17 protein-coding genes are annotated in these 23,347 nt (G+C 67.5%); 11 read left to right on the top strand and 6 right to left on the bottom strand.

Annotated elements, in window-relative coordinates:
• Positions 1-8: 8 nt before the first annotated feature.
• Positions 9-470 carry a MarR family transcriptional regulator gene (locus H681_RS17370; protein ID WP_442961246.1) on the top strand — a complete coding sequence of 154 codons (462 nt, stop codon included), beginning with the start codon at positions 9-11 and terminating at the stop codon, positions 468-470.
• Here H681_RS17370 and H681_RS17365 read toward each other — a convergent pair.
• Together H681_RS17365 and mnmC are read right to left on the bottom strand one after the other, a co-directional pair.
• Entirely contained in the window at positions 467-1,219 is a 753-nt protein-coding gene (locus H681_RS17365) for a sulfite exporter TauE/SafE family protein (RefSeq protein WP_015478183.1), read from the bottom strand. The genes H681_RS17370 and H681_RS17365 overlap by 4 nt on opposite strands.
• Before the next feature lie 51 nt (positions 1,220-1,270).
• Positions 1,271-3,250 (bottom strand): bifunctional tRNA (5-methylaminomethyl-2-thiouridine)(34)-methyltransferase MnmD/FAD-dependent 5-carboxymethylaminomethyl-2-thiouridine(34) oxidoreductase MnmC, encoded by a 1,980-nt coding sequence (gene mnmC, locus H681_RS17360; protein WP_015478182.1) that lies wholly within the window; start codon positions 3,248-3,250, stop codon positions 1,271-1,273.
• Positions 3,251-3,477: 227 nt separating this feature from the next.
• On the opposite strand from mnmC, the gene pap reads away from it, so the two are divergent.
• The gene (gene pap, locus H681_RS17355; protein WP_015478181.1) at positions 3,478-4,983 is read left to right on the top strand and encodes a polyphosphate:AMP phosphotransferase; all 1,506 of its coding nucleotides are present in this window, start codon (positions 3,478-3,480) and stop codon (positions 4,981-4,983) included.
• A 159-nt stretch (positions 4,984-5,142) separates the two neighbouring features.
• Here pap and lapD read toward each other — a convergent pair whose 3' ends face one another.
• The gene (gene lapD / locus H681_RS17350; protein ID WP_015478180.1) at positions 5,143-7,095 is read right to left on the bottom strand and encodes a cyclic di-GMP receptor LapD; all 1,953 of its coding nucleotides are present in this window, start codon (positions 7,093-7,095) and stop codon (positions 5,143-5,145) included.
• Between the two features lie 12 nt (positions 7,096-7,107).
• Entirely contained in the window at positions 7,108-7,809 is a 702-nt protein-coding gene (lapG, locus tag H681_RS17345; RefSeq protein ID WP_015478179.1) for a cysteine protease LapG, read from the bottom strand.
• A gap of 208 nt (positions 7,810-8,017) precedes the next feature.
• Here lapG and H681_RS17340 point away from each other — a divergent pair, with 208 nt between their 5' ends.
• The 4 genes from H681_RS17340 to H681_RS17325 are packed head-to-tail and all read left to right on the top strand — an operon-like array spanning position 8,018 to position 14,448.
• Positions 8,018-9,163, top strand: a complete 1,146-nt coding sequence (locus tag H681_RS17340) for an efflux RND transporter periplasmic adaptor subunit (RefSeq protein WP_041712113.1) — start codon at positions 8,018-8,020, stop codon at positions 9,161-9,163.
• A complete protein-coding gene (locus H681_RS17335) occupies positions 9,160-12,270 on the top strand; it encodes a multidrug efflux RND transporter permease subunit (protein WP_015478177.1) in 3,111 nt (1,036 codons plus the stop codon). The genes H681_RS17340 and H681_RS17335 overlap by 4 nt, the downstream gene beginning before the upstream one ends.
• A 52-nt stretch (positions 12,271-12,322) precedes the next feature.
• Positions 12,323-13,015 (top strand): heavy metal response regulator transcription factor, encoded by a 693-nt coding sequence (locus tag H681_RS17330; RefSeq protein WP_015478176.1) that lies wholly within the window; start codon positions 12,323-12,325, stop codon positions 13,013-13,015.
• 32 nt (positions 13,016-13,047) lie between these two features.
• Positions 13,048-14,448, top strand: coding sequence for a heavy metal sensor histidine kinase (locus tag H681_RS17325; RefSeq protein ID WP_157883403.1), 1,401 nt, complete (start codon positions 13,048-13,050; stop codon positions 14,446-14,448).
• Here the strand turns inward: H681_RS17325 and H681_RS17320 are convergent.
• A complete protein-coding gene (locus H681_RS17320) occupies positions 14,440-14,838 on the bottom strand; it encodes a YbaN family protein (protein ID WP_015478174.1) in 399 nt (132 codons plus the stop codon). The genes H681_RS17325 and H681_RS17320 overlap by 9 nt on opposite strands.
• 51 nt (positions 14,839-14,889) lie before the next feature.
• The gene (locus tag H681_RS17315; RefSeq protein WP_015478173.1) at positions 14,890-15,477 is read right to left on the bottom strand and encodes a UPF0149 family protein; all 588 of its coding nucleotides are present in this window, start codon (positions 15,475-15,477) and stop codon (positions 14,890-14,892) included.
• Between the two features lie 196 nt (positions 15,478-15,673).
• Between H681_RS17315 and recQ the strand changes: the two genes are divergently transcribed.
• The 5 genes from recQ (at position 15,674) to H681_RS17290 (ending at position 23,297) form a co-directional block, all read left to right on the top strand.
• The gene (recQ, locus tag H681_RS17310; protein WP_015478172.1) at positions 15,674-17,821 is read left to right on the top strand and encodes a DNA helicase RecQ; all 2,148 of its coding nucleotides are present in this window, start codon (positions 15,674-15,676) and stop codon (positions 17,819-17,821) included.
• A 158-nt stretch (positions 17,822-17,979) separates the two neighbouring features.
• The gene (locus H681_RS17305) at positions 17,980-19,173 is read left to right on the top strand and encodes a GGDEF domain-containing protein (protein ID WP_051070442.1); all 1,194 of its coding nucleotides are present in this window, start codon (positions 17,980-17,982) and stop codon (positions 19,171-19,173) included.
• A gap of 139 nt (positions 19,174-19,312) precedes the next feature.
• Complete coding sequence (locus H681_RS17300) at positions 19,313-20,329, top strand: DUF2804 domain-containing protein (protein ID WP_015478170.1); 1,017 nt, start codon at positions 19,313-19,315, stop codon at positions 20,327-20,329.
• A gap of 96 nt (positions 20,330-20,425) precedes the next feature.
• A complete protein-coding gene (gene slyA, locus H681_RS17295) occupies positions 20,426-20,860 on the top strand; it encodes a transcriptional regulator SlyA (protein ID WP_015478169.1) in 435 nt (144 codons plus the stop codon).
• Between the two features lie 340 nt (positions 20,861-21,200).
• Positions 21,201-23,297: a FimV/HubP family polar landmark protein gene (locus H681_RS17290; protein ID WP_015478168.1), complete on the top strand. Its 2,097-nt coding sequence runs from the start codon at positions 21,201-21,203 to the stop codon at positions 23,295-23,297.
• The last annotated feature ends 50 nt before the right edge of the window (positions 23,298-23,347 follow it).

Raw genomic sequence — 23,347 nt, 5'->3', positions numbered from 1 at the left:
AATCTTCGATGCGTAACGCCCACGCCCTGTCGATGCTGCAGGCGTTGCGCCGCCTGCAGCAGGCGGCCGACGTGCACTCCAAGAGCCTGGGGCGCGATGGCGAACTGACGCCGCTGCAACTGCTGATCCTGCAGGTGGTGGAGCTGGAGGGGGAAATTACCGCCGGTCAGTTGGCCGGGCACGTCGCGCTCTCCCAGTCATCGCTGTCGAGCGTGCTGACGCGCCTGGAAAGCCAGCGGCTGCTGACGCGCCGGCGTGACTCCGATGACCGCCGCAGACACTGGCTGAGCCTGGACGCCGCGGGGCATGAGGCGCTGCGCGATGGGCCGGAGCTGCTGCCCGAGCACGCTCTGGAGCGTTTCGCCGGACTGCCGGAGTGGGAGCAGCACGCGATTCTCGCGGGGCTGCTGCGCGCCGCCGAGTTGTTCGAGACGCCGGATGCGACGGGCGCGGAAGAGGAAGCGTCCTAGGACGCCAGCAGCTTCTGCGCGGCCAGCGACAGGCTGACCGCCACCAGCATCAGGGCGAACAGACGCTGCAGCGTCGCGCCTCCCAGGCGCACGGCCAGGCGGTTGCCGGCCAGCACCCCGAGCGCGCCGCCCGTCGCGAGGCAGGCCAGCAGCGGCAGGGGCGGCTGGGCATGGCTCAGGTAGAGCAGGAAGCCGCCGCCGGACACCAGCGCGATCACCGCCATCGAGGTCGCCGTCGCCGCCAGCATCGACAGCGGGGTGAACCACAGCAATCCCGGCACGATCAGGAAGCCGCCACCCACACCCATCAGGCCGGAAAGCAGGCCCACCGCCAGCCCCACGCCCAGCAGCGGGCCGTTGCGCATCGCCTGGGGGCCTGCACGCTCCTGGCGCGAGCCCTGCCACATACGCCAGGCCGACCACAGCACCAGCAGGCAGAAACCGACGATCAGCCAGGCTTCGGGCACGAACTGCCCCAGCCACTGGCCGATGGCGTTGCCCGGCCAGCCGGTGATGACCAGCCAGAGCAGCGGCCGCCAGGCCACCTGTCCCTGACGCGCACGGGGCACTGCGCCGATCGCCGCCGACAGTGCCACCGCGCCGAGGCTGACGCCGATGGCGTCGTGCAGCGGCAGGTGCAGGCTGAGCAGCAGCGGCAGCGCCACCAGCGAGCCGCCGGCGCCGGTGAGGCCCAGCAACAGGCCGAGGATCAGGCCGATGACCGAGGATTCCAGCAGTAATGCATCCATGTCGGTGGTCCGCTCTGGAGAGGTGGCGCGGCCCATCCGGCCGCGCGGTGATCAGGACGTCTTCTGCCCGCGCACGACGTCGCGCAGGAAGAAACGATTGGGGTGGCAGGCCTCGGCCACGGCGCGCGGCAGCGGCAGCGGTTCGTCGTCCAGCCAGGCTGCCAGCAGCTCGCCGGACAGCGGCGCGGTGACCAGCCCGCGCGAGCCGTGGGCGCTGTTCAGGTACAGGCCGTTCAGCCAGGGGCAGGGTGTTTCCGGCACCTGCCGGGCGTCCTTGCCGAGCACCGCGTAGGCCGCCGCGAAGGCGTCGCGGTCGGCCAGCGGGCCCACCAGCGGCAGGTAGTCCGGCGTGGTGCAGCGGAAGGCCGCGCGGCCTTGCAGGGTTGCCGGGTCGAGGTGGGCGATGTGCAGGCGTTCGCTCAGGTCTGTGGATATTTCCGCCAGCAGGTCGAGGTTGCCCAGGTGTTCTTCCAGCGAGGGTTCGGTGTCATTGCGCTTGAACTCGAAGCTGGCGCCCAGGGTGTGTTCGCCGTGGCGGAGCGGCGCGACGTAGCCTTCGGCGCAGACCACAGTGCTCAGCGCGACGCTCTCGGCGGTGGCCGGAACGCGGGTGATCTGTCCGCGGATACGCTTCATCGGCAGCGTCTCGGCGCCGGCGAAACGCCGTACTTCGGCGGCGGTGGCGAGGATGGCGATGGGCGCGCTGGCCAGCTTTTCCTTGCCGCTCCAGGCACTCCAGCCATCGGCTTCGCGTTGCAGGCGGACTTCCTCGCCGGTCAGCACGCGAATGTTCGGATGCTGCGCCAGGTGCCGGCACAGCGCCGGTGGATGCACCCAGCCGCCTTCGGGGAAGAACAGGCCGCCGGCGGGCAGGCCGACACCGGCGATGCGCTCGGCTTCGGTGTGATCCAGCAGACGCAGCAGCGAATCCGGGAAGGCCTCGGCCAATTGCGCCTGGCGTTGCGCCTCGGCGTCGTCGAAGCCCAGCTGCAGCACGCCGCAGGCCGACCAGTCCGCGCCGTTCTGCAGGCGCTCGATCAGCCGGCGGGTATGCCCGAAGCCGCTGACCACCAGGCGTGACAGCGCGGTACCGTGGGCCGACAGCTTGAGGTAGAGCACGCCCTGGGGATTGCCCGAGGCTTCCTCGGCCAGGCCGGCGTGGCGCTCGATCAGCGTCACTTGCCAGCCGCGCGCGGCCAGGCTGGCGGCGCTGGCACAACCGGCCATGCCGCCGCCGATCACCAGTGCCGCGCGCGGGCCGTTCGGGCGGGCGGGGCGGGCGTACCAGGGTTTGGCGGGTGCGCTGTTTTCGCCGGCGAAATCGCCCACCAGCATCTCGCGCTTCTGCCCGAACCCCTTCACGCGCTGCATGGCGAAGCCGGCGGCGATGAGGCCGCGCCGGACGAATCCGGCACTGGTGAAGGTGGCCAGGGTCGCGTTCGGCGCCGAAAGCCGGGCGAGCTGGGCGAACAGGGCGTCGGTCCACATCTCCGGGTTCTTCGCCGGCGAAAAGCCGTCGAGGAACCAGGCGTCGATCCGTGCATCCAGCTCCGGCAGGGTGTCCAGCACATCGCCCACCAGCAGGGTCAGCACCACGCGGCCGTCGGCGAAAACGAAGCGCTGGAAGCCGGGGTTGACCGCCACGTACTGGGCCAGCAGTTGTTCCGACCAGGGCGCCAGTTCCGGCCAGAGGGCCAGGGCGCGGCGCAGGTCGTCCGGCGCGACCGGGAATTTCTCGGTGCTGACGAACTGCAGCCGTGCTTCCCGGGGCGCCAGGGCTTCGAACTGTTGCCAGGCGCAGAGGAAGTTCAGCCCGGTGCCGAAGCCGGTCTCGCCGATGCACAGCCGGCCGTCGGCGGGCAGCTCGCTCAGCCGTTGCGCCAGACGGTTGCCGTCAAGGAACACATGGCGTGTTTCATCGATGCCGGAAGCGCGGGAGAAGTACACGTCGCCATAGGCGCGGGAAGTGGGTTGGCCGTTTTCGTCCCAGTCGATCTGGGCGCTGTGGGCTTTGGGATGGGAAAGGGGCATGCGTCGGTCGTAGTGAAAGCAAAGGCGGCAGTTTAGCCGATCCGCCGTGTCGGCCTCAGGGGTTGCCGATGTTTCGATGTGCGCCGTGTTGCCGCGCCGGAGCGCAGGTCTTTCCCTGGCGCCCCCTCCCGTAACCCCGCGGACGTCGTTGCGGCCAAGACGAAATGTCAGCAGCCCGCCCGTCACTTCCGCTACCTTTTACAGCATTCGGAAACAAGGAGAGGTGCATGTTCGAATCCGCCGAGATCGGCCATTCCATTGACAAGGAAACCTACGAGAAGGAGGTCGCCGTCCTGCGTGAGGCGTTGCTCGAGGCGCAGTACGAGCTCAAGCAGCAGGCGCGCTTCCCGGTGATCATCCTGATCAATGGCATCGAGGGCGCCGGCAAGGGCGAGACGGTGAAGCTGCTCAACGAATGGATGGATCCGCGCCTGATCCAGGTGGAAAGTTTCCTCCTGCCCACCGACGAGGAACTCTCCCGTCCGCCGCAGTGGCGCTTCTGGCGCAAGCTGCCGCCCAAGGGGCGTATCGGTATCTTCTTTGGCAACTGGTACAGCCAGATGCTCTATGCGCGGGTGATGGGCGAGGTCAAGGACAGCCAGCTGGATGGGCTGATCGGCGACGCCGAACGCTTCGAGCGCATGTACTCCGACGAAGGTGCACTGATCTTCAAGTTCTGGTTCCACCTGTCCAAGAAGCAGCTCAAGGAGCGCCTCAAGGCGCTGGAGAACGACCCGACCCGCAGCTGGCAGCTCAGCGACCTGGACTGGAAGCAGAGCGAGGTCTACGACAAGTTCGTGCGCTATGGCGAGCGCGTGCTGCGCCGCACCAGCCGTGACTATGCGCCCTGGTACGTGGTCGAGGGCGCCGACGAGCGCTACCGCAGCCTGACGGTGGGCCGTACCCTCCTCGAAGGCCTGCAGGCCGCGCTCAAGCTCAAGGACCGCCCCACGCCGCAACCCCACGCCGCGCCGCTGGTGTCCAGCCTGGACAACAAGGGGTTGCTCGGCGCGCTCGACCTGACCCTGAAACTGGACAAGGATCAGTACAAGGAGCAAATGGCCAAGGAGCAGGCGCGCCTGGCTACGCTGATGCGCGACAAGCGCTTCCGCAGTCATTCGCTGATCGCCGTGTTTGAGGGCAACGACGCCGCCGGCAAGGGGGGAGCCATCCGTCGCGTGACCGATGCGCTGGACCCGCGCCAGTACCACATCGTGCCGATTGCCGCGCCCACCGAGGAGGAGCGCGCCCAGCCCTACCTGTGGCGCTTCTGGCGGCACATGCCGGCGCGCCGGCAGTTCACCATCTTCGACCGCTCCTGGTATGGCCGGGTGCTGGTGGAGCGGGTCGAGGGCTTCGCCTCGGACGCCGACTGGCTGCGCGCCTATGCGGAGATCAACGACTTCGAGGAGCAACTGGTCGAGTTCGGCATCGTGGTGGTGAAGTTCTGGCTGTCCATCGACCAGGACACCCAGTTGGAACGCTTCAAGGAACGCGAGTCGATTCCGTTCAAGCGCTTCAAGATCACCGAGGAAGACTGGCGCAACCGCGACAAGTGGGACCTCTATGTGGATGCGGTGGGCGACATGGTCGACCGCACCAGCACCGAGATCGCGCCCTGGACGCTGGTGGAGGCCAACGACAAGCGCTATGCGCGGGTGAAGGTGCTCAAGACCATCAACGACGCGCTGGAGGCGGCGTACGCCAGTGCGAAGAAGGGCAAGAAGGACTGAGACGTCCGGTTTTTCGCTTGGGGCGAGAAAATCCGTCGTTGAACGGGGCGGTCCGGAGCGTGGTGCAGATTTATTTGTGTAGGAGCGAGCTTGCTTGCGAAATGGATTTCGCAGCGGGGCCTGTTCTCGAGCAAGCTCGCTCCTACAAGGTCGCGCGATCTAGCCGTTCTTCTGCGACGGCTTCGGCGCCCCGACCAGCCGGCCCATCGCCCCGGCGATCCCCATTTCCCGCAATACCTTCAATTCACCCTCGCTCTCCACCATCTCGGCAATCAGCGGCAGGTCGATGCTGTTGGCCGCGCGGAAGACCGCCTCGATGAACAGGCGCTTGTCATTGTCCTGGTCGATGGTGCGGATGTAGCTGCCGTCGATCTTCAGGTATGCAAGGCCGAGGCGGGTGAGGTTGCCGATCAGGCTGAAGCGCCCGCCGAAGTGCTGCAGGCCCAGCTTGGCTCCGACGTCCTGCACCGACTGGGCCAGCTTCTCCAGCTCCGCCGGCGGCGGCAGGTAGCGTTCGTCCACTTCCAGGGTCATCAATTGAGCCTCCTGCGGGTGGGCGCGGAGGATCTCGAACAGCTCGCGCAGCGGCTCGGCGCTGCGCACGGTTTCCGCTGACAGCGACAGCGCCAGCGGCGCCGGTTGCTGGGCGAGATGGGCGAGGGCGTGTTCGAGCATGGCCAGGTCGAAGCGCGCGGACCAGCCGAAGCGTTCGATCCACGGCAGGAACTGCCCGGCCGCGACGGCTTCTCCCTTGGGATCGAGCAGCCGCGCGAGGACTTTCTGGTGCAGCAACTCGCCGTTCTCGGCGCAGGCGCGCACGGGCTGGAACCACAGCTGCAACTTGCCCTTCTGCAAGGCATCGTCGAGCCACTCGCGCCAGGCGCGGGAGTCCTGCACCGGTTGGCTGCCGGAGCTGTCCAGGCGCTGCCAGGGACGGCCCGGCGAGGACTGCGACTGGGCCAGTGCCTGGTCGGCACGGGAGAGGACGCTGGCCGACGATTCGCCGGGACGGAAGGCCGACAGGCCCAGGTGGGCCACCGGTGTGCAGTCGCTGGCGCCGGTGCCGCGCAGGTTTTCCAGGGCGGCGCTGAGTTCATCGGCCAATTGCTCGGCACTGGCGCTGTCGACGCCCGGGGCGAGCAGGGTGAACTCGCCGCCACGGCTGCGCGCCGCCAGCCAGTCCGGGGTGCCGTGCTGTTCGCGCTCGCGCTCCAGCAGCTCGGCGACGTCGCGGATCAGCGCGTCGGTGCGCTGCCCGCCCAGGCGCTGGTTGAGCCCGGCCAGGTCGTTCAGGCGCAGCAGCAGCAGGTAGCCGGCGGCGTTCTGTTCGCTGGGGGACAGTTGCGCGTCCAGCCGCGCGTCGAACAGGCGGCGGTTGGCCAGGCCCGAGAGGCTGTCCTGGTAGGCCTCTTCGCGCAGCTTCTCGCTGCGCGAGGCTTCCTCGGCGAACAGTGCCTTGAGCTTGTCCACCATCTGGTTCATCGCCTGCACCACGCGCTTGAGTTCCGGTGTGCGCGGCTCCCTGGGCAGGGTGAGGAATTCGCGGCGGGTGATGGCCTGGGCCTGCTGCACCATCTGGTCCAGCGGCTTCAACTGGGTGCGCAGCAGCCAGCCGCCGAGGATGGCGCTGATCAACCCGCACAGCAGCAGCCAGGCCAGGCTGCCCAGCGCGCCGTCCCACAGCTTGGCCAGGGCGAACTGCGGATGGCTGACCACCTCGACCCGCGCGGCCTGCTCCCAGCCGCGCATGATCAGCGCGTCGCCACCCTGGGCCTTGAGGTTCACCAGCCGGGCGAACCAGCGTGGCACCTGGTCGGAGCGGGTGCTGGTGTCGCGCTCGACGACGACCTTGCCGTCGGGAATGCTGACCACGCGGATGGTGGCGAAGTAGCCGGAGTCGAAGATCGAGCTGACCATCAGCTCGATCATCGCCGGGTCGTCCACGTGCGGGGTGAGCGACAGCCCCAGCGCGGTGGCGGCGTCCTGGGCGTGGGAGCGCAACTGGCTGATCATCTGTTCGCGGGAGCTTTCCAGGCTGGCGGCGAAGCTGCCGGCGAAGGCCACCACGAGGAACAGGCAGATCGCCAGGAACAGTTGCTTGAGCAATGACATGCCGGGGTTCTCCTATCGCGTCTCGTCGAGGTCCAGGCCCTCGGCGCGCATCTTGGTCAACAGGTCCTGCCAGCGCGACAGCTTCTTGCTGTCGCCGGTGCGCTTGCCGCCGCCGGGGCCGGGCAGCCACAGCCCTTCGGCGTTGAAGGCGTAGACGGGCAGGAGGTCCTTGCGCTGGGAGGCTGGCCTGATCTGCGGGATCAGGTTGTCCAGCACCAGCGGCTCGGCGGTGGGGGAGGCGTAGTAGGTGAGCACCATGTGCGCCTGGTTCTGCTGCAGTGCCTTGACGTAGGTGATGCGCAGCTTGTCGCTGGCGACCCCGAGGCGGCGCAGGGTGATGAACTTGGCGATGGAGTAGTCCTCGCAGTCGCCGGCGCCTTTGTAGAGGGATTCGATGGGCGTCGCCCAGTAGTCCTCCTGGTGCCAGACGGTGCGGTCGTCGGTGAACACCAGGGCGCCGTTGAAGAAGGCGTTCACCGCCTTGAGCTTGGCGGCTTCGTCGAGGTTCTCGCTGTCGTCGATCAGCCGGCCCCAGGACTCGATGCGTGTTTTCGCGGTGCCCAGGTTGCCGTAGCGCTGCTCGGCATTCTTCAGGATGGCGTCGAAGTTCCAGGTGGCGCCGGCGGTCAGCGCGAGGAGCGCGAGCAGCAGCGCGCCGGCCCGCAGACGCGGCGGGCTGGCGAACAGCCTGAGGGCTCCTCCGGTTGGCTGCATCGCCAGCGCTCCATGTGGGATGTGTGGAGTCTAGGCGCTCTTCGAAAACTTGCGCTGGCGCATCGCCATTGGGCGAAAAGCCCCGTCGTACAGGCCTTGCCGGCGAATCTGACAGGATTGTCATTTAAGGGTCAGCGTGCGGTCCCGCGCTCTGGCTTATAACCCCAGGATGCGGCCGCTGTGGCCGAACCAGACGCAGGAGAGCGGGATGCAGGGGCAACGGCGGGTTTGGCTGGCGGCGGGAGTGCTGGGAGTGGCGGCGCTGGGAGCGGGCTTCTGGGGCTTTGCCGGCCGGCACGAGGCGCCCCAGGCCGCGGCGCAGACAGCCGGCGTGCCGGTGACCCTGGCGCGCGTGGCCCGCGAGGACCTGACGCAGAACCTCGACGGCGTCGGCACCGTTACCTCGCTGCACAGCGTGCTGGTGCGCCCGCAGGTCGAAGGCCAGCTCACCGCGTTGCTGGTGGAAGAGGGGCAGATGGTCAAGGAGGGCGAACTGCTGGCGACCATCGACGACCGCGCCATCAACGCCGCGCTGGAGCAGGCCGAGGCGACCAGGCAAAGCAATCAGGCGCAGTTGCGCATCGTCGAGCAGGATCTCGTGCGCTACCAGACGCTGAGCCAGCGCGGATCGATTTCCCGCCAGACCCTGGAGCAGACCGAAGCCGAGGCAGCGCGCCTGCGCGCCACCCTGCGCGGCAACCAGGCCACCATCGACGCCGAGCGCGTGCGCCTGTCCTACACCCGCATCACCTCGCCGGTCGCCGGCCGCGTCGGCATCCGCAACGTCGACGTCGGCAACCTGCTGCGCACCAATGACAGCAGCGGCCTGTTCACCGTCACCCAGATGTCGCCGATCTCGGTGGTCTTCGCCCTGCCGCAGGAAAGCCTGCCGCAACTGCAACCGCTGATGAAGGGCGATTCCCCGGTGATCGCGCGCAGCCGCGACGGCGGCCAGCTGCTCGGCGAGGGCCACCTGCGCAGTATCGACAACCAGGTCGCCAGCAGCACCGGGACCATCCGCGTGCGTGCGGTCTTCGACAACAAGGACGACCAGCTCTGGCCGGGGCAGTTCGTCGCCATCGACCTGCAGTCCGGGGTGCTGCGCAACGGTCTGGTGCTGGATAGCCGCGCCGTGCGCCGTGGCCTGGATGGCGCCTTCGTGTTTCGTATCGAGGACGGCAAGGCGCAGAAGGTGCCGGTGCGCATTGTCCAGGAAGTGGATGGCCGCACCCTGGTCGAAGGCCTCGCGGCGGACGATGAAGTGGTGCTCGACGGCCACTCGCGCCTGACCCCCGGCGCCCGGGTGGACGTGCAGGGCGACGTGCAGACCCTGGCCCGCCGGAGCGAGCCGTGAGCGTGCGCGCCGGCATGTCCGGCTGGTGCGTGCGCCACCCCATCGCCACCTGCCTGCTGACCATCGCCTCGCTGCTACTCGGCCTGCTGGCGTTCTTCCGTCTTGGCGTGGCGCCACTGCCGCAGGTGGATTTCCCCACCATCCAGGTGCAGGCGCTGTTGCCCGGCGGCAGCCCGGAAACCATGGCGTCTTCGGTGGCGACTCCGCTGGAAGTGCAGTTCAGCGCCATCCCCGGCATCACCCAGATGCTCTCCACCAGCGCTTTGGGCTCGACCACCCTGACGCTGCAGTTCGACCTGGAAAAGAACATCGACGTCGCCGCCCAGGAGGTCACCGCCGCGATCAACGCCGCCGCCGGGCGCCTGCCGGCGGACATGCCGAACCTGCCGACCTGGCGCAAGATCAACCCGGCGGACAGCCCGATCATGATCGTCCGGGTGAATTCCGAGCTGATGCCGCTGATCGAGCTCAGTGACCTTGCCGAAGTGCTGCTGTCACGCCAGCTCAGCCAGATCAGCGGGGTCGGGCAGATCTTCGTGGTCGGCCAGCAGCGCCCGGCGATCCGCATCCAGGCGCAGCCGGAGAAGCTGGCTGCGTTCCGCCTGACCCTGGCCGACCTGCGCCAGTCGCTGCAGTCGGCGAGCATCAACCAGGCCAAGGGCGCGCTGTTCGGCGACGGCCGCGTGTCCACCCTGGCGGCCAACGACCAGTTGTTCAGTCCCAATGAATATGGCGACCTAGTGGTGGCCTACCGCGCCGGGGCACCGGTGTTCCTGCGCGATCTGGCGAAGGTGGTGAAGGCGCCGGAAGACGACTACGTGCAGGCCTGGCCGGACGGCCGCCCCGGCGTGGCGCTGGTGATCCTGCGCCAGCCCGGCGCGAACATCGTCGAGACCTCCGATGCCATCCAGGCCGAGCTGCCGCGCCTGCGTGAAATGCTGCCGGCGGGCGTCGAGGTGGAAGTGCTCAACGATCGCACCCGCACCATTCGAGCCTCGCTGCATGAAGTGGAGCTGACCCTGCTGTTGACCATGGGGTTGGTGGTGCTGGTGATGGGGCTGTTCCTGCGCCAGCTGTCGGCCACCCTGATCGTCGCCACCGTGCTGGCGGTGTCGCTCAGCGCCAGCTTCGCGGCCATGTACCTGCTGGGCTTCACCCTGAACAACCTGACATTGGTGGCGCTGATCATTGCCGTGGGCTTCATCGTCGACGACGCCATCGTGGTGGTGGAGAACATCCACCGCCACCTGGAGCAGGGCAAGGACCGGGTGCAGGCGGCACTGGCCGGCGCCTCGGAGATCAGCTTCACGGTGGTCTCCATCAGCTTCTCGCTGATCGCCGCGTTCATCCCGCTGCTGTTCATGGGCGGCATCGTCGGGCGGCTGTTCCGCGAGTTCGCCGTCAGCGTCACGGCGGCCATCCTGATTTCGGTGCTGGCCTCGCTGACCATCGCGCCGATGCTCGCCTCGCGCTTCATGGGGGCGCCCCATCACCATAAAAGCGGGCACGGGCACGACGACGGAGGCATCGCCGGCTGGCTGCTGGCACGCTACGCCCGGGGGCTGGACTGGTCGCTGCATCACCAGCGCACGGTGCTGGCTGGCTTCGTGGTCTGCGTGGCCATCGCGGTGGGCGGCTACGTCGGCATTCCCAAGGGCTTCTTCCCGTCCCAGGACACCGCCTTCGTCTTCGGCACCACCCAGGCCGCCGAGGACATCTCCTATGCCGACATGGCCGAGAAGCACAAGCAGCTCGCCGTCATCGTTGCCGCCGACCCGGCGGTGCAGAGCTACAACCACGCCATCGGCATCACCGGCGGCAGCCAGAGCCTGGCCAACGGACGCTTCTGGATCGTGCTCAAGGACCGTGGCGACCGCGACGTCTCGGTGGACGAGTTCATCAACCGCATCCGCCCCAAGCTGGCCAAGGTGCCGGGCATCGTCCTCTACCTGCGTTCGGCGCAGGACATCAACCTCGCCACCGGGCCGGTGCGCACCCAGTACCAGTACGCCCTGCGCAGCAACGACAGCGCGGCGCTGGCGCAGTGGGCGGATCGCCTGACCCAGCGGCTGAAGGAGGAGGGCGGCCTGCAGGATGTGTCCAACGACCTGCAGATGGGCGCCAGCGTCACCTCGCTCGAGATCGACCGGGTGGCGGCGGCGCGCTTCGGGCTGTCCGCCGAGGACGTCAGCCAGACCCTCTACGACGCCTTCGGCCAGCGCCAGGTCGGCGAATTCCAGACCGAGGTCAACCAGTACAAGGTCATCCTCGAACTGGATTCGCGCCAGCGCGGCCGCGCGGAAAGCCTGGCCTGGTTCCACCTGCGTTCGCCGCTGACCGGCGAGATGGTGCCGCTGGCAGCGCTGGCGCGGGTCACACCGGCCAAGTCCGGGCCGCTGCAGATCAACCACAACGGCATGTTCCCGGCCGTCACGCTGTCCTTCAACCTGTCGCCGGGCGTGGCCCTGGGCGATGCGGTCAGCCTGGTGCAGCGGGCGCAGGCGGAGATCGGCATGCCGTCGAGCATCAGCGGCGAATTCCAGGGCGCCGCGGCGGCCTTCCAGAGTTCGCTGGCCAGCCAGCCGCTGTTGATCCTCGCGGCGCTGTTTGCGGTCTACGTGATCCTGGGCGTGCTCTACGAGAGCTTCGTGCACCCGCTGACCATTCTTTCCACCTTGCCCTCGGCCGGCATCGGCGCGGTGTTCCTGCTCTGGGGCTGGGGCCTGGAGTTCTCGGTGATGGCGCTGATCGGCCTGGTGCTGCTGATCGGCATCGTCAAGAAGAACGGCATCCTGATGGTCGACTTCGCCCTGGCCGCGCAACGCCAGCGTGGGCTGTCGCCCTACGACGCGATCCGCGAGGCGTGCCTGGCGCGCTTCCGGCCGATCATGATGACCACGCTGGCCGCGCTGCTGGGGGCGATCCCGCTGATGATCGGCTTCGGTACCGGCTCGGAACTGCGCCAGCCGCTGGGTGTGGCGGTGGTCGGCGGGCTGCTCTTCAGCCAGGCGCTGACCCTGTTCAGCACGCCGGTGGTGTACCTGGCGCTGGACCGGCTGTTCCATCGCCAGCAACCGGCACCGGCCGCGCTGGGAGGTGCGGTATGAGGAGCGGCTGGGTAGCATGCCGGACTGCGGGCGTCACGAACGGAGGGCTGGCATGCGCGTACTGATTGTCGAAGACGAGAGCAAGACCGCCGACTACCTGCAGCGCGGGCTGAGCGAGCAGGGCTTCACCGTGGACGTCGCCAGCAACGGCATCGACGGCCGGCACCTGGCGCTCAATGGCGAATACGACGTCATCGTCCTCGACGTGATGCTCCCCGGCATCGACGGCTACGGCGTGCTGCGCGCCCTGCGTGAACAGCGGCAGACGCCGGTGATCATGCTCACCGCCCGCGAGCGTGTGGAAGACCGCGTGCGCGGCCTGCGCGAGGGCGCCGACGATTACCTGATCAAGCCGTTCTCCTTCCTCGAACTGGTGGCGCGCCTGCAAGCCCTGACCCGCCGTGGCGCACACCTGGAAAGCGCCACACAGATGCGCATCGCCGACCTCGCCATCGATCTGGTCAGCCGCCGCGTGCAGCGTGGCGGCACGCGCCTGGAACTGACCGCCAAGGAGTATTCGCTGCTCTGCGTGCTGGCCCAGCGCAGTGGCGAAATCCTCTCCAAGACGGCCATCGCCGAGCTGGTCTGGGACATCAATTTCGACACCGACACCAACGTCGTGGAGGTCGCCATCAAGCGTCTGCGCGCCAAGCTCGACGGGCCCTTCGACACTAAGCTGCTGCATACCATCCGGGGCATGGGCTACGTGCTGGAAAGCCGCACGGCCCAGGAGCGCGAGGCGTGAAGGGCCTGTCGCTGTCGACCCGTCTGGCCGGCATGTTCGCCGGCGCCGCGCTGGGTATCTTCCTGCTGATCGGCTCGGCCCTCTACTGCGTGCTGGACGGGCAGATCGAGCGCCTGCAGCGCTCGGAGCTGGACACCCGCTTCAACATGGTCGCACGCATGCTCGACAAGCCCGACCTGGCCGAACGCTGGCCGCACATGCAGCTCAAGCTCAACACCCTGAGCCAGGAGTACCAGCTGATCCGCTTCTGGATCGACAGCGACGACTCGCGCTTCCGCTATGGCCAGCCCAACGACGCGGTACGGCGGATGCTCGGCAGCGGCAACGGCTACGCCGAACTGGAACTGCCCGATCATGATTCGCGGCTCAGCGCCCGCGTCGGCGTGCTGCCGGCCAGCGGCTCGCGCCCGGCGCTGGTGCTGCTCGCGGCGATCGACAGCGTGGCCTTCCAGCATGCCCGCCACGCCACGCTGATCACCCTGTTCGTGCTGTCCGCGCTGGGCATCGCCCTGGCGACGCTGTGCGGGCACTGGATCGCCCGGGTGGGCCTGCGGCCGGTACGCGATCTCTCCGCCGAGGCGCGGCAGATCAGCCCGAAGCAGCTGTCCCAGCGCCTGCGCCTGGAGGGCCTGCCAACTGAGCTGTCAGCGCTGGCCGGTGCCTTCAATGAGGCACTGGATCGGCTGGAGCAGGCCTACCTGCGCCTGGAGTCGTTCAACGCCGATGTCGCCCACGAACTGCGCACGCCGCTGGCCAACCTGATCGGCCAGAGCCAGGTGGCGTTGTCCCGCGAGCGCAGCGCGCCGGATTACGAAGAGGTGCTGCAGTCCAACCTGGAAGAGCTGGAACGCCTGCGCGCCATCGTCAACGACATGCTGTTCCTCGCCCGCGTCGATCAGGGCGGGCTGGCGGCCGAGCGGGTGGAAACCTCGCTGGCGGCCGAAGTGGCGACGACTGTGGATTTCCTCGAGGTGATCTTCGACGAGCAGGGCGTTCAGGTGAACCTTCGTGGCGATGCCCGTGCCTGTGTCGAGCGGGCGCTGTTCCAGCGAGCGGTGACCAACCTGCTGTACAACGCCGCCCAGCACACCGCGCCAGGCGGTCGCATCGAGGTGCGCCTGAGCGGCGAGCGCGGCGCCGCGCTGGTGGAAGTCAGCAACCCCGGCGAGCCGATCAACGCCGAGCAGCGTGCGCGGCTGTTCGAGCGCTTCTACCGCGCCGACCTGGCCCGCGCCAACAGCCAGACCAGCCACGGGCTGGGGCTGTCCATCGTCAAGGCGGTGGCGAGCATGCACGGCGGTTCGGTATTCGTGCGCAGCGAAGGCGGGGTGAACACCTTCGGCTTCACCGTGGATGCGGTGGGGCCGGTGGTGGCGGCGCCAGTGCCGGAGGAGGGCGGCCAGGTGCCGCCGCTGACTCCGCGATCAGTCTAGGCGCCGGGTCTTGGTGCGGATCAGATAAATGCTCACCAGGGTTGCGCTGGTCAGCATGAACGCCCAGGCCCAGGGGCGCTGCACCAGGAAGCCGGAGATCAGGATGCTGCACCACATCAGGCCGATGGCGTAGACCTTGCCCTTGAGCGGGATGCCTTCGCCGTCCAGGTAGTCGCGAATCCACGGGCCGAGCTTCGGGTGGTTCACCAGCCAGTCGTAGAAGCGCTGGGAGCTGCGCATGAAGCAGGCGGCGGCGAGCAGGAGGAAGGGCGTGGTGGGCAGGACCGGCAGGAAGATGCCGATCACGCCCAGCGTCACGCTGAGCCAGCCCACGCCGAGCAGGCAGTAGCGAACCCAGGCGTGGCGGCTCTGGCGGATTTCTCGAGGCATCGACTGGCGCGAAACGAGTCCGGAGCCGCGCGGCGCAGCTCCGGTGGCGGATCAGTGAGTGCGGGGCTTGAGCAGGGCCGGCTTTTCTTCCGGGGCCTGGCACAGCAGGAACAGGTTGGTCAGCAGCTCGGGGATCTGCGCGACCATGTCGTCCACCAGTTGGCGGTCACGGGCGATTTCGTCGAACTCGGGCTGTTCGTCGAACAGTCCGGAACCGACCATGATCGGCAGCAGCAGCTCGCTGACTTCTTCCTCGGCCTGTTCGAACCAGATGGCCTCGCGCAGGAATACGCCTTCCATGAAGCCAATGCACCAGCCGCGGATGTCGGAGTCGTCCGGCTCGGCGCCCAGGTAGGGTTCGCACGGCAGTTCCAGCTCTTCGTCGCTGGCCAGCAGGCGGGTGACGTGCGCCTTGAGCTGGACCAGGGTGCCTTCGATCTCGCTGCGCTCCTCGTCGCTGCGGTAGTGCGGCGGCTCGGCGAACAGGGCATCGATCCACTCGCGCTCCGGCACTTCCTCCGGGCAGATCGCCAGGGCGGTCAGGTAGCCGTGTGCCGCCACGTAATCCAAGGCTTCCTCGTGCAGGTCATCGGCATCGAGAAAGGCTTGCAGGCGGGACAGTTGGTCGGCGAAGGACATCGGGTACTACCTCGGAGGTGATCGGCCCCAGATTGTAGTCGTTCCGGGGCCCCTCGGCAAAAGCCAAATGCCCGCGCGGCCCGTACTGACGCGGGGTTCGGACGCATGTGACGGATTTTTCCGCAGTTTCCCGGACAAGGTGCCGGGCGCGGGCGGGTGGCTTGCGTATAATGCGCGGCTTCATTTGGAGTCCCCCATGCTCGATCAGGCCCAGCGCATCCTCAAAGACGTTTTCGGTTACGACGCCTTCCGCGGCAATCAGGCGCGGATCATCGAGCGCGTGGCCGGCGGCGGCGATGCGCTGGTGCTGATGCCCACCGGCGGCGGCAAGTCGCTGTGCTTCCAGGTCCCGGCGCTGCTGCGCGAGGGGCTGACGGTGGTGGTCTCGCCGCTGATCGCACTGATGGAAGACCAGGTCGCCACGCTGGACGAACTGGGCGTGCCGGTGGCGGCGCTGAACTCCTCGCTGAGCCCCGAGGCCCAGCGCGAGATCGCCGACCGCCTGCAGCGCGGCGAGATCAAGCTGCTCTATCTGGCCCCGGAACGCCTGGTGCAGCCGCGCATGCTGGCCTTCCTGCAGCGCCTGGAGATCGGCCTGTTCGCCATCGACGAAGCACACTGCGTGTCGCAATGGGGCCACGACTTCCGTCCTGAATACCTGCAACTGGGCCAGCTCGCCGAGCTGTTCCCGCACGTGCCGCGCATCGCCCTGACCGCCACGGCGGACATGCGCACCCGCGAGGAGATGATCCAGCGCCTGCACCTGCAGGACGCCGAGCAGTTCCTCTCCAGCTTCGACCGGCCGAACATCTTCTACCGCATCGTGCCCAAGGAGCAGCCGCGCAAGCAGTTGCTGGGCTTCCTCGCCGAGCGGCGCGGCGACGCGGGCATCGTCTACTGCATGTCGCGCAAGAAGGTCGAGGAGGTCGCCGAGTTCCTCTCCAACCAGGGCTTCCCGGCGCTGCCGTACCACGCCGGGCTGTCCAACGACCTGCGCGCCTTCCACCAGAAGCGCTTCCTCAACGAGGAAGGGCTGATCATGGTCGCCACCATCGCCTTTGGCATGGGCATCGACAAACCCAACGTGCGCTTCGTCGCGCACCTGGATCTGCCCAAGAGCCTGGAGGCGTACTACCAGGAAACCGGCCGCGCCGGCCGTGACGGCCTGCCCGCCGACGCCTGGATGGCCTACGGCCTGCAGGACGTGTTGCTGCTGCGGCAGATGATGCAGAACTCCGAGGGCGACGAACGCCACAAGCGCGTCGAACGGCACAAGCTCGAAGCCATGCTGGCGCTGTGCGAGGAAACCCGCTGCCGCCGCCAGGCGCTGCTGGCCTACTTCGACGAGGTGATGCCCGATCCTTGCGGCCACTGCGATATCTGCGTCGATGGCGTGGAAACCTGGGACGCCACCGAGCCGGCGCGCCAGGCCCTGTCGGCGATCTACCGCAGCGGCCAGCGCTACGGCGTCGGCCACCTGGTGGACGTGCTGCTGGGCAAGGACACCGAGAAGGTCCGCAGTGCCGGCCACCAGCACCTGGCGGTATTCGGCATCGGCAAGTCCCGTGCCGAGGACGAATGGCGCACGCTGTTCCGCCAACTGGTCGCCCGCGGCTTCGCCGATGTGGACGTCGACGGCTTCAACGGCCTGCGCCTGACCGAGGCCTGCCGTCCGCTGCTGCGCGGCGAAGAGACGCTGGCCCTGCGCCGCGATCCCAAGCCGCAGCGCAGCAAGTCGTCGTCTTCCACTGGCGGCGCCAGCCCGGCCAGCCAACTGGTACGCCAGGAAGAGCGCGAGATGTGGGAAGCCCTGCGTACCCTGCGGCGCAAGTTGGCCCAGGAGCACTCGGTGCCGCCCTACGTCATCTTCCCCGATGCGACCCTGCTGGAGATGCTGCGCAGCCAGCCCACCACGCTCACCGCGATGGCCCAGGTCAGCGGCGTCGGCGCGCGCAAGCTGGAACGCTACGGCCAGGCCTTCCTCGACGTGCTCACCGAGTCCGAGGCGGCGCCCGACGCCCCGGCGCCGGTCACCGACCTGCGCCATGAACTGGTGACCCTGGCCCGCGCCGGCATGACCCCGGCACAGATCGCCCGCCAGCTCGATTGCAGCGAGAAGAACGTCTACAGCCTGCTGGCCGAGGCCATCGGCCGTCAGCAACTGACCCTGGAGCAGGCGCTGGACCTGCCCGAGGAACTGCTTGGCGAAGTACAGGACGCCTTCCTCGACGAGGACGGCGAGCTGCCGCCGGTGAATGCCATCGCCGAGCTGTTCGAAGGCCGCGTGCCGCTGGGAGTGCTGCACTGTGTGCGCGCCGCGTTGCAGGCCGAGCTGGAAGTCTGATCGCGTCGTTATTGTCTTTTCCGTAGGACTCTGCCCGCGAAGAGTTCCGCAGCGGCGCTGATCGCGGACGGAGTCCGCTTGTACATTCATCGCACCCCGCTTCGTCATATTCGTGACGGGGCAAAACGACAAACTTGTGACGCTCATCTCGAACAGCTATGGTGGCACTTAGACCTCCACGAGAAGAGGTGAACGTGCCGCAACAAAGCTGGCTGGACGACGTCCGCTCCAATGCCTATGCCGAACAGCTCTCCCGGGGCTTTCGCCGCCTGAGCTTCGAGCCCGACCTCGAAACCCAGTACCGTCACTACCTGCTGGAAGACAGCTTCGATCTCAAGCGCACCGCGCTGAGCGTCGGAGTGCTGATCTGGCTGGCGCTGGCGGCCATCGACTTTCTCCTCATCCGGACTCCAGAACACTGGGACATGCTCGCAGTGCGCATCGGCGTGCTGGTGCTGCTGACCGTCTGCGGCGGGCTGATCCTGCAGCGCCGGCATACCCAACTGCTGGTGCCGCTGAGCCTGGCCTGCATCCTCAGCGTCGGCATCGGCGCAGCGGCCGTGGCGGGCATCGCCCATACCGTGGACCAGACGTATCCCTACGAGGGATTGCTGCTGGTCAGCATGGCCGCCTACTTCCTGATCGGCTTGCGCTTTTCCGAGGCGGTGGCCTGCGCCTTCGTCATCCTGCTGGCGTACGTGGGGTTCGAGCTGTATGTCGCCCTGCCGTTGCCCAAGCTGATCAGCAACGTGGTGTTCCTGCTGTTCGGCAATCTGGTCGGCGCCGTGGGGTGCTACCTGCTGGAGTACAAGTCCCGCCAGCATTTCCTGATCAGCCGCCTGCTGAAGATGATGGCCGAGCACGACAGCCTCACCGGCCTGCACAACCGCCGTAGCTTCAACCGCCAGCTGGAACGCCTGTGGCGCCAGGCGCAGCGCGAGAGCGTGGGACTGGCGCTGCTGCTCTGCGACGTCGACCACTTCAAGGCCTACAACGACCGCTACGGCCACCAGGCTGGCGATACCGTGCTGCAACGCATCGGCGAGGTGCTTGCCGCCTGCGCCCGGCGGCCGTTGGACATGGCCGTGCGCCTGGGCGGCGAAGAGTTTGCCGTGCTGCTCTACGGGGCCAGCGAGCGCGAGGCCAGGGAGCGCGCCGAAGTGCTGCGCGAGGCGGTGCAGGGGCTGGCCATCGCCCACGAGGGCTCGCTGACGGCGGACGAAGTGACGCTGTCCATCGGGGTGTCCTGCCTGTGGCCGGAAACCGGGCACCCGCTGCGCAGCATCTATGAACACGCCGATCGGGCGTTGTACGAGGCCAAGGCATTCGGACGCAATCAGGTGGTGGCCTGAATGCCTTGAGCGGTTGTACACCCAGCGCGGGGCCCGTCCTGATGGCCGATTCCGTCCCCCGCACTGGCGCCGTGCGTGACTGCGGCGCCCGCGGGGCCGGTGCTAGGATGCGCCGGACCCCGCCACCGAGCCCGCGCCCATGCAGCAGCTGATCCAGGCCAACGGCCAACCGCACTACGGCATCTTTTCCACCACCCCGGCGACGATCAACCACCGCGACTTCGACTTCCGCTCCCCTATGGGGCGTCGTCTCGGCGCGCTGAGCAAGTGGCGCAGTTTCCATCAGTTCCAGTACTTCGGCCTGATCAGCCCGACGCTGATCGGCGGCTGCGCGCTGGCCGATCTGAGCCTGCTGTCCATCGGCTTCGTCTACCTCTACCACCCTGAAAGCGGGCGCATGATCGAACGCCAGTTCAAGTGCCCGCTGGGCAAGGGCTCGCGCTTCTCGCAGGCGCCCAACGACGGCGTCTGCGAGCTGCTCCAGGGCCGCAACCTGTTGCGCCTGGAGAACGGTTTGGCTCCACTGGAGAAGCGCCTGTTGGTGGAACTGGACGATGGCACCCGTATCGACGCGTGTTTCAGCGAGGCGCAACCAGCCTTCGAACCCATGAGCCTGTGTACCCCGGCGGCGGTGAACGGATGGGTCTATGCGCGCAAGGTGGCCGGCGTGCACTGCCACGGCGAGGTGCGCAGCGCGCTGGGCAACTACGACCTGCGTGCGCTGGATGCCTACGCGCACCACGACTGGTCCGCCGGCTACATGCGCCGCGAAACCTTCTGGAACTGGGCCTGCCTGTCCGGCGAGGCGCAGGGACGGCGCGTCGGCCTGAACCTCTCGTGCGGGGTCAATGAAACCAGTTTCACCGAGAACTGCTACTGGCTCGATGGCCGGCTGGTGAAGGTCGATACCGTGCGTTTCGAGTTCGACCGCGACCAGCCGCTACAGCCCTGGACCATCGGTTCCTACGACGGCCAGGTCGAGCTGCGCTTCGAAGCCCACGGCCTGCACCAGGAGCGCCTCAACCTGGGCCTGCTGGCGAGCAACTTCAAGCAGATCTTCGGGCGCTTCAGCGGCGTGCTGAAACCGGCGGGAGAGGCCGAGGTGCGCATCGACAATCTGTGGGGATTCGTAGAAGACCAATATGCGAAATGGTGAAGTGCTGCGTCATACCCTGCGACAATCTGTCATTGTACGGGCTTGATTAGCTGGCTAATAATTAGTCAAATCAATTAGCCCGAACTTTGCGACACAATGGCAGACAACGATAAGCACTACTTCGGTACCCAACTGGCCCAGGCTTCGCGTGCATGGCGGGCTGAACTCGACCGCCGGCTCAGCCACCTCGGTTTGTCCCAGGCGCGCTGGCTGGTGCTGCTGCACCTGGCACGCCACGCCGCCGCGCCCACCCAGCGCGAGCTCGCGCAATCCGTCGGCGTGGAGGGTCCGACCCTGGCCCGTCTGCTCGACGGCCTCGAAGCCCAGGGACTGGTTCGTCGCCAGGCCGTGGCCGAGGACCGCCGCGCCAAGCGCATCGCCCTGACGCCCAAGGCGGATGTCCTGATCACCGATATCGAGAACATTGCCGCTGCCGTGCGCAATGAAGTGCTCAGCGGTATCACCGAGGACGAGATTGCCGTCTGTCAGCGGCTCCTTAGCCGGATTCTCAGTAATTTGGAGAAAAACTGAGAAGTGCATCACATTTTATTCGGCTAAATAGCCATTTTTCTGGCGTTTTCTCGCGGAATCGCCAGTCCCCCAGTGAGTTTCTCTGGACCATTCGCCGGTTTTCCGACGACTTGTCTTGACCAAATCCCTTGGACCACCTAATCCCTGATATCAATCGGCCTGTACCTTTCAGGTGCAGTGGTGGGGCGCGTGCGGTCTGTCGTCCGGCATGGCGATTCGAGTATGTGGACAGGTAGAACCTGCTGCTTTCGGGTGGTCAGGGAACGGCCGGCAGACCCAGACTAGGGGTAGGGTTATGGCTCGAATAACAAAAATTCCGCTGACGCTCGCTGCGCTTTCTGTGTTTGTTTCCGCTCATGCGAATGCTCTCGGCCTGGGTGAGATCACCCTGCACTCGTCGCTGAACCAGCCGCTGGATGCGGAAATCGCCCTGCTGCAGACAGGCGACATGACCTCCGACGAACTGATCGCCCGCCTGGCGAGCCCCACGGCCTTCGAACAGGCCGGTGTCGACCGCTTCATGTTCCTGCAGAACCTGCGCTTCACCCCGGTGATCCGCGCCGGACGCAGCTACATCAGGGTGGTGTCCACCCAGCCGGTGCGCGAGCCGTACCTCAACTTCCTGGTGGAAGTGGAGCGGCCCAACGGGCGCCTGTTGCGCGAGTACACTGTGTTGCTCGATCCGCCGAATTACAACAGTGCGCGCACTTCGGTCGCCGCCAGTATCCCGTTGCCCGAGCGCAGGACTCCCGAAGCCCCCCGCTGGCGCGCCGAACCGGTTCGCAGCGCCCCTGCGGCCACGCCCATCCCGGCGGGCGAGGGGCGTTACACCACCGTGCGCAACGATACGCTGTGGAGCATCGCTTCCCGCCTGAGCGGCAGCGGCGCGTCGCACAGACAACTGATGGACAGCCTGTTGGCACTGAACCCGCGAGCCTTCGTCAATGGCGACCCGCACCGGCTGAAGGTCGGGCAGACGCTGGTCCTGCCCCAGGGCCAGCAGCTCGCAGGGTACGGCAATGTTCCTGCGCCGCAGCCCGCCGCTGCGGCAGCCACGGCGAATGCCGCATCGTCGAACCTCCAGACCGACGTTTCCGCCCCGGCAACGCTTTCCGCGCCGCCAGCCGGTGATACGGCAATGGCATCCTTCTCCGCACCCGCCGCCCCGGCGGTCGATGGCAACCTGGCCAAGGTCGAAGCAGACCTCGCCCTGAGCAACGCCCAGCGCGACCAGTTGAACCAGCGCATGGACGCCATGCAGAAGCAGTTGGAAGCGCTGCAGAAGGCCCTGGAAAGCCGCGACCAGCAGGTGCAGAGCCTGCAGGCCGAGCTGGCTCGCCGCGATGGGCCTGCCGCACCGGCGGTTCCGGTGGCGCCCAAGGCGGTACCGGCTTCCACGCCGGCGACACCTGCCAGCGACGCCCGGGGCGCACAGTTCAACTTCTGGCCGTGGCTTGGTGTGGGCGCGCTCGGTGCGTTGCTGGCCGGGCTGCTGCTGATGCGCCGCAAGCGTAACGAGCCGCCGCTCAAGGACATCGGCGGGCGCCAGGTGCAAGCGGCGATGCCTCCGGCCAAACCCCTGGCGGGCGGTGCCGTGCCGCCGCCCGTGGCTGCGCCGATCCAGCGTCCCCAACCGCCGGTGATGGCTCCGGAGTCCGGGGTGGCGCGTCTTCCGGCTGCCAGTGCGGACAGCCTGGAGGGGGCGGACATCTACATCGCCTACGGCCGCTTCAACCAGGCGCGCGACATGCTGCGCAAGGCCGTTGCCCGGGAGCCCGAACGTCGCGAGCTGCGCATGAAGCTGTTGCTGGTGCTCGCCGAGCTGGGTGACCTGGCCGGCTTCCATGAACAGGAACACGAACTGGTGGCCCGTGGCGGGGACCAGAAGCCGATCGACCAGATCAAGTCGCGCTATCCGGCAATGCTCGAGCGCGGGGAGGAACTCCCGGTCGCCCCGACGGGTGAAACCCTCACCGACTGGGATGACCTGGCGTTGGACGCAACGCCCGCGTCCAACGCGGGTGAAGCGCAACCGGACTTCGCCCTGAACCTCAGCGACATGTCGCTGGATCTGGACTGGGACTCCGTCGATCCCGTCGATACGCCACAACGCAACAAGAGCACGCCGGCCGCCGAACAACCCGCTCCCGCCGATTTCCGCAGCAACCTGCGCGAGCTGCCGGAAATCACCGAGCTGGAGCTGGATGGCGAGCATGCCAGCCTGTTCGGCCAGGCCAAGGAAGTCGACCTGGTGTTCGAGCTGCCCGAGAGCGAGCTGCACGAGCATGACGAGCTGCTGGCCAGCCTCGATGAGGCCCGGACCTGCATCGATCGGGGCAACCTGGAGGAGGCTTACCGCATCCTCAAGCGTGTGATCGAGAGCGGCGACTCCAAGGCCAAGGCCGAGGCGCGCGAGCTGCTGGCACGGATTGCCTGATCCACGCATGAATGGAAGAGCCCGGCCGCGTGCCGGGCTTTTTCATGGGC

The sequence above is a fragment of the Pseudomonas sp. ATCC 13867 genome, assembly GCF_000349845.1.
In the GTDB taxonomy this organism is placed as follows: Bacteria; Pseudomonadota; Gammaproteobacteria; order Pseudomonadales; family Pseudomonadaceae; genus Pseudomonas.
Note: the sequence above shows the minus strand (reverse complement) of the source record. Positions and strands in the feature narration are given on the sequence as shown.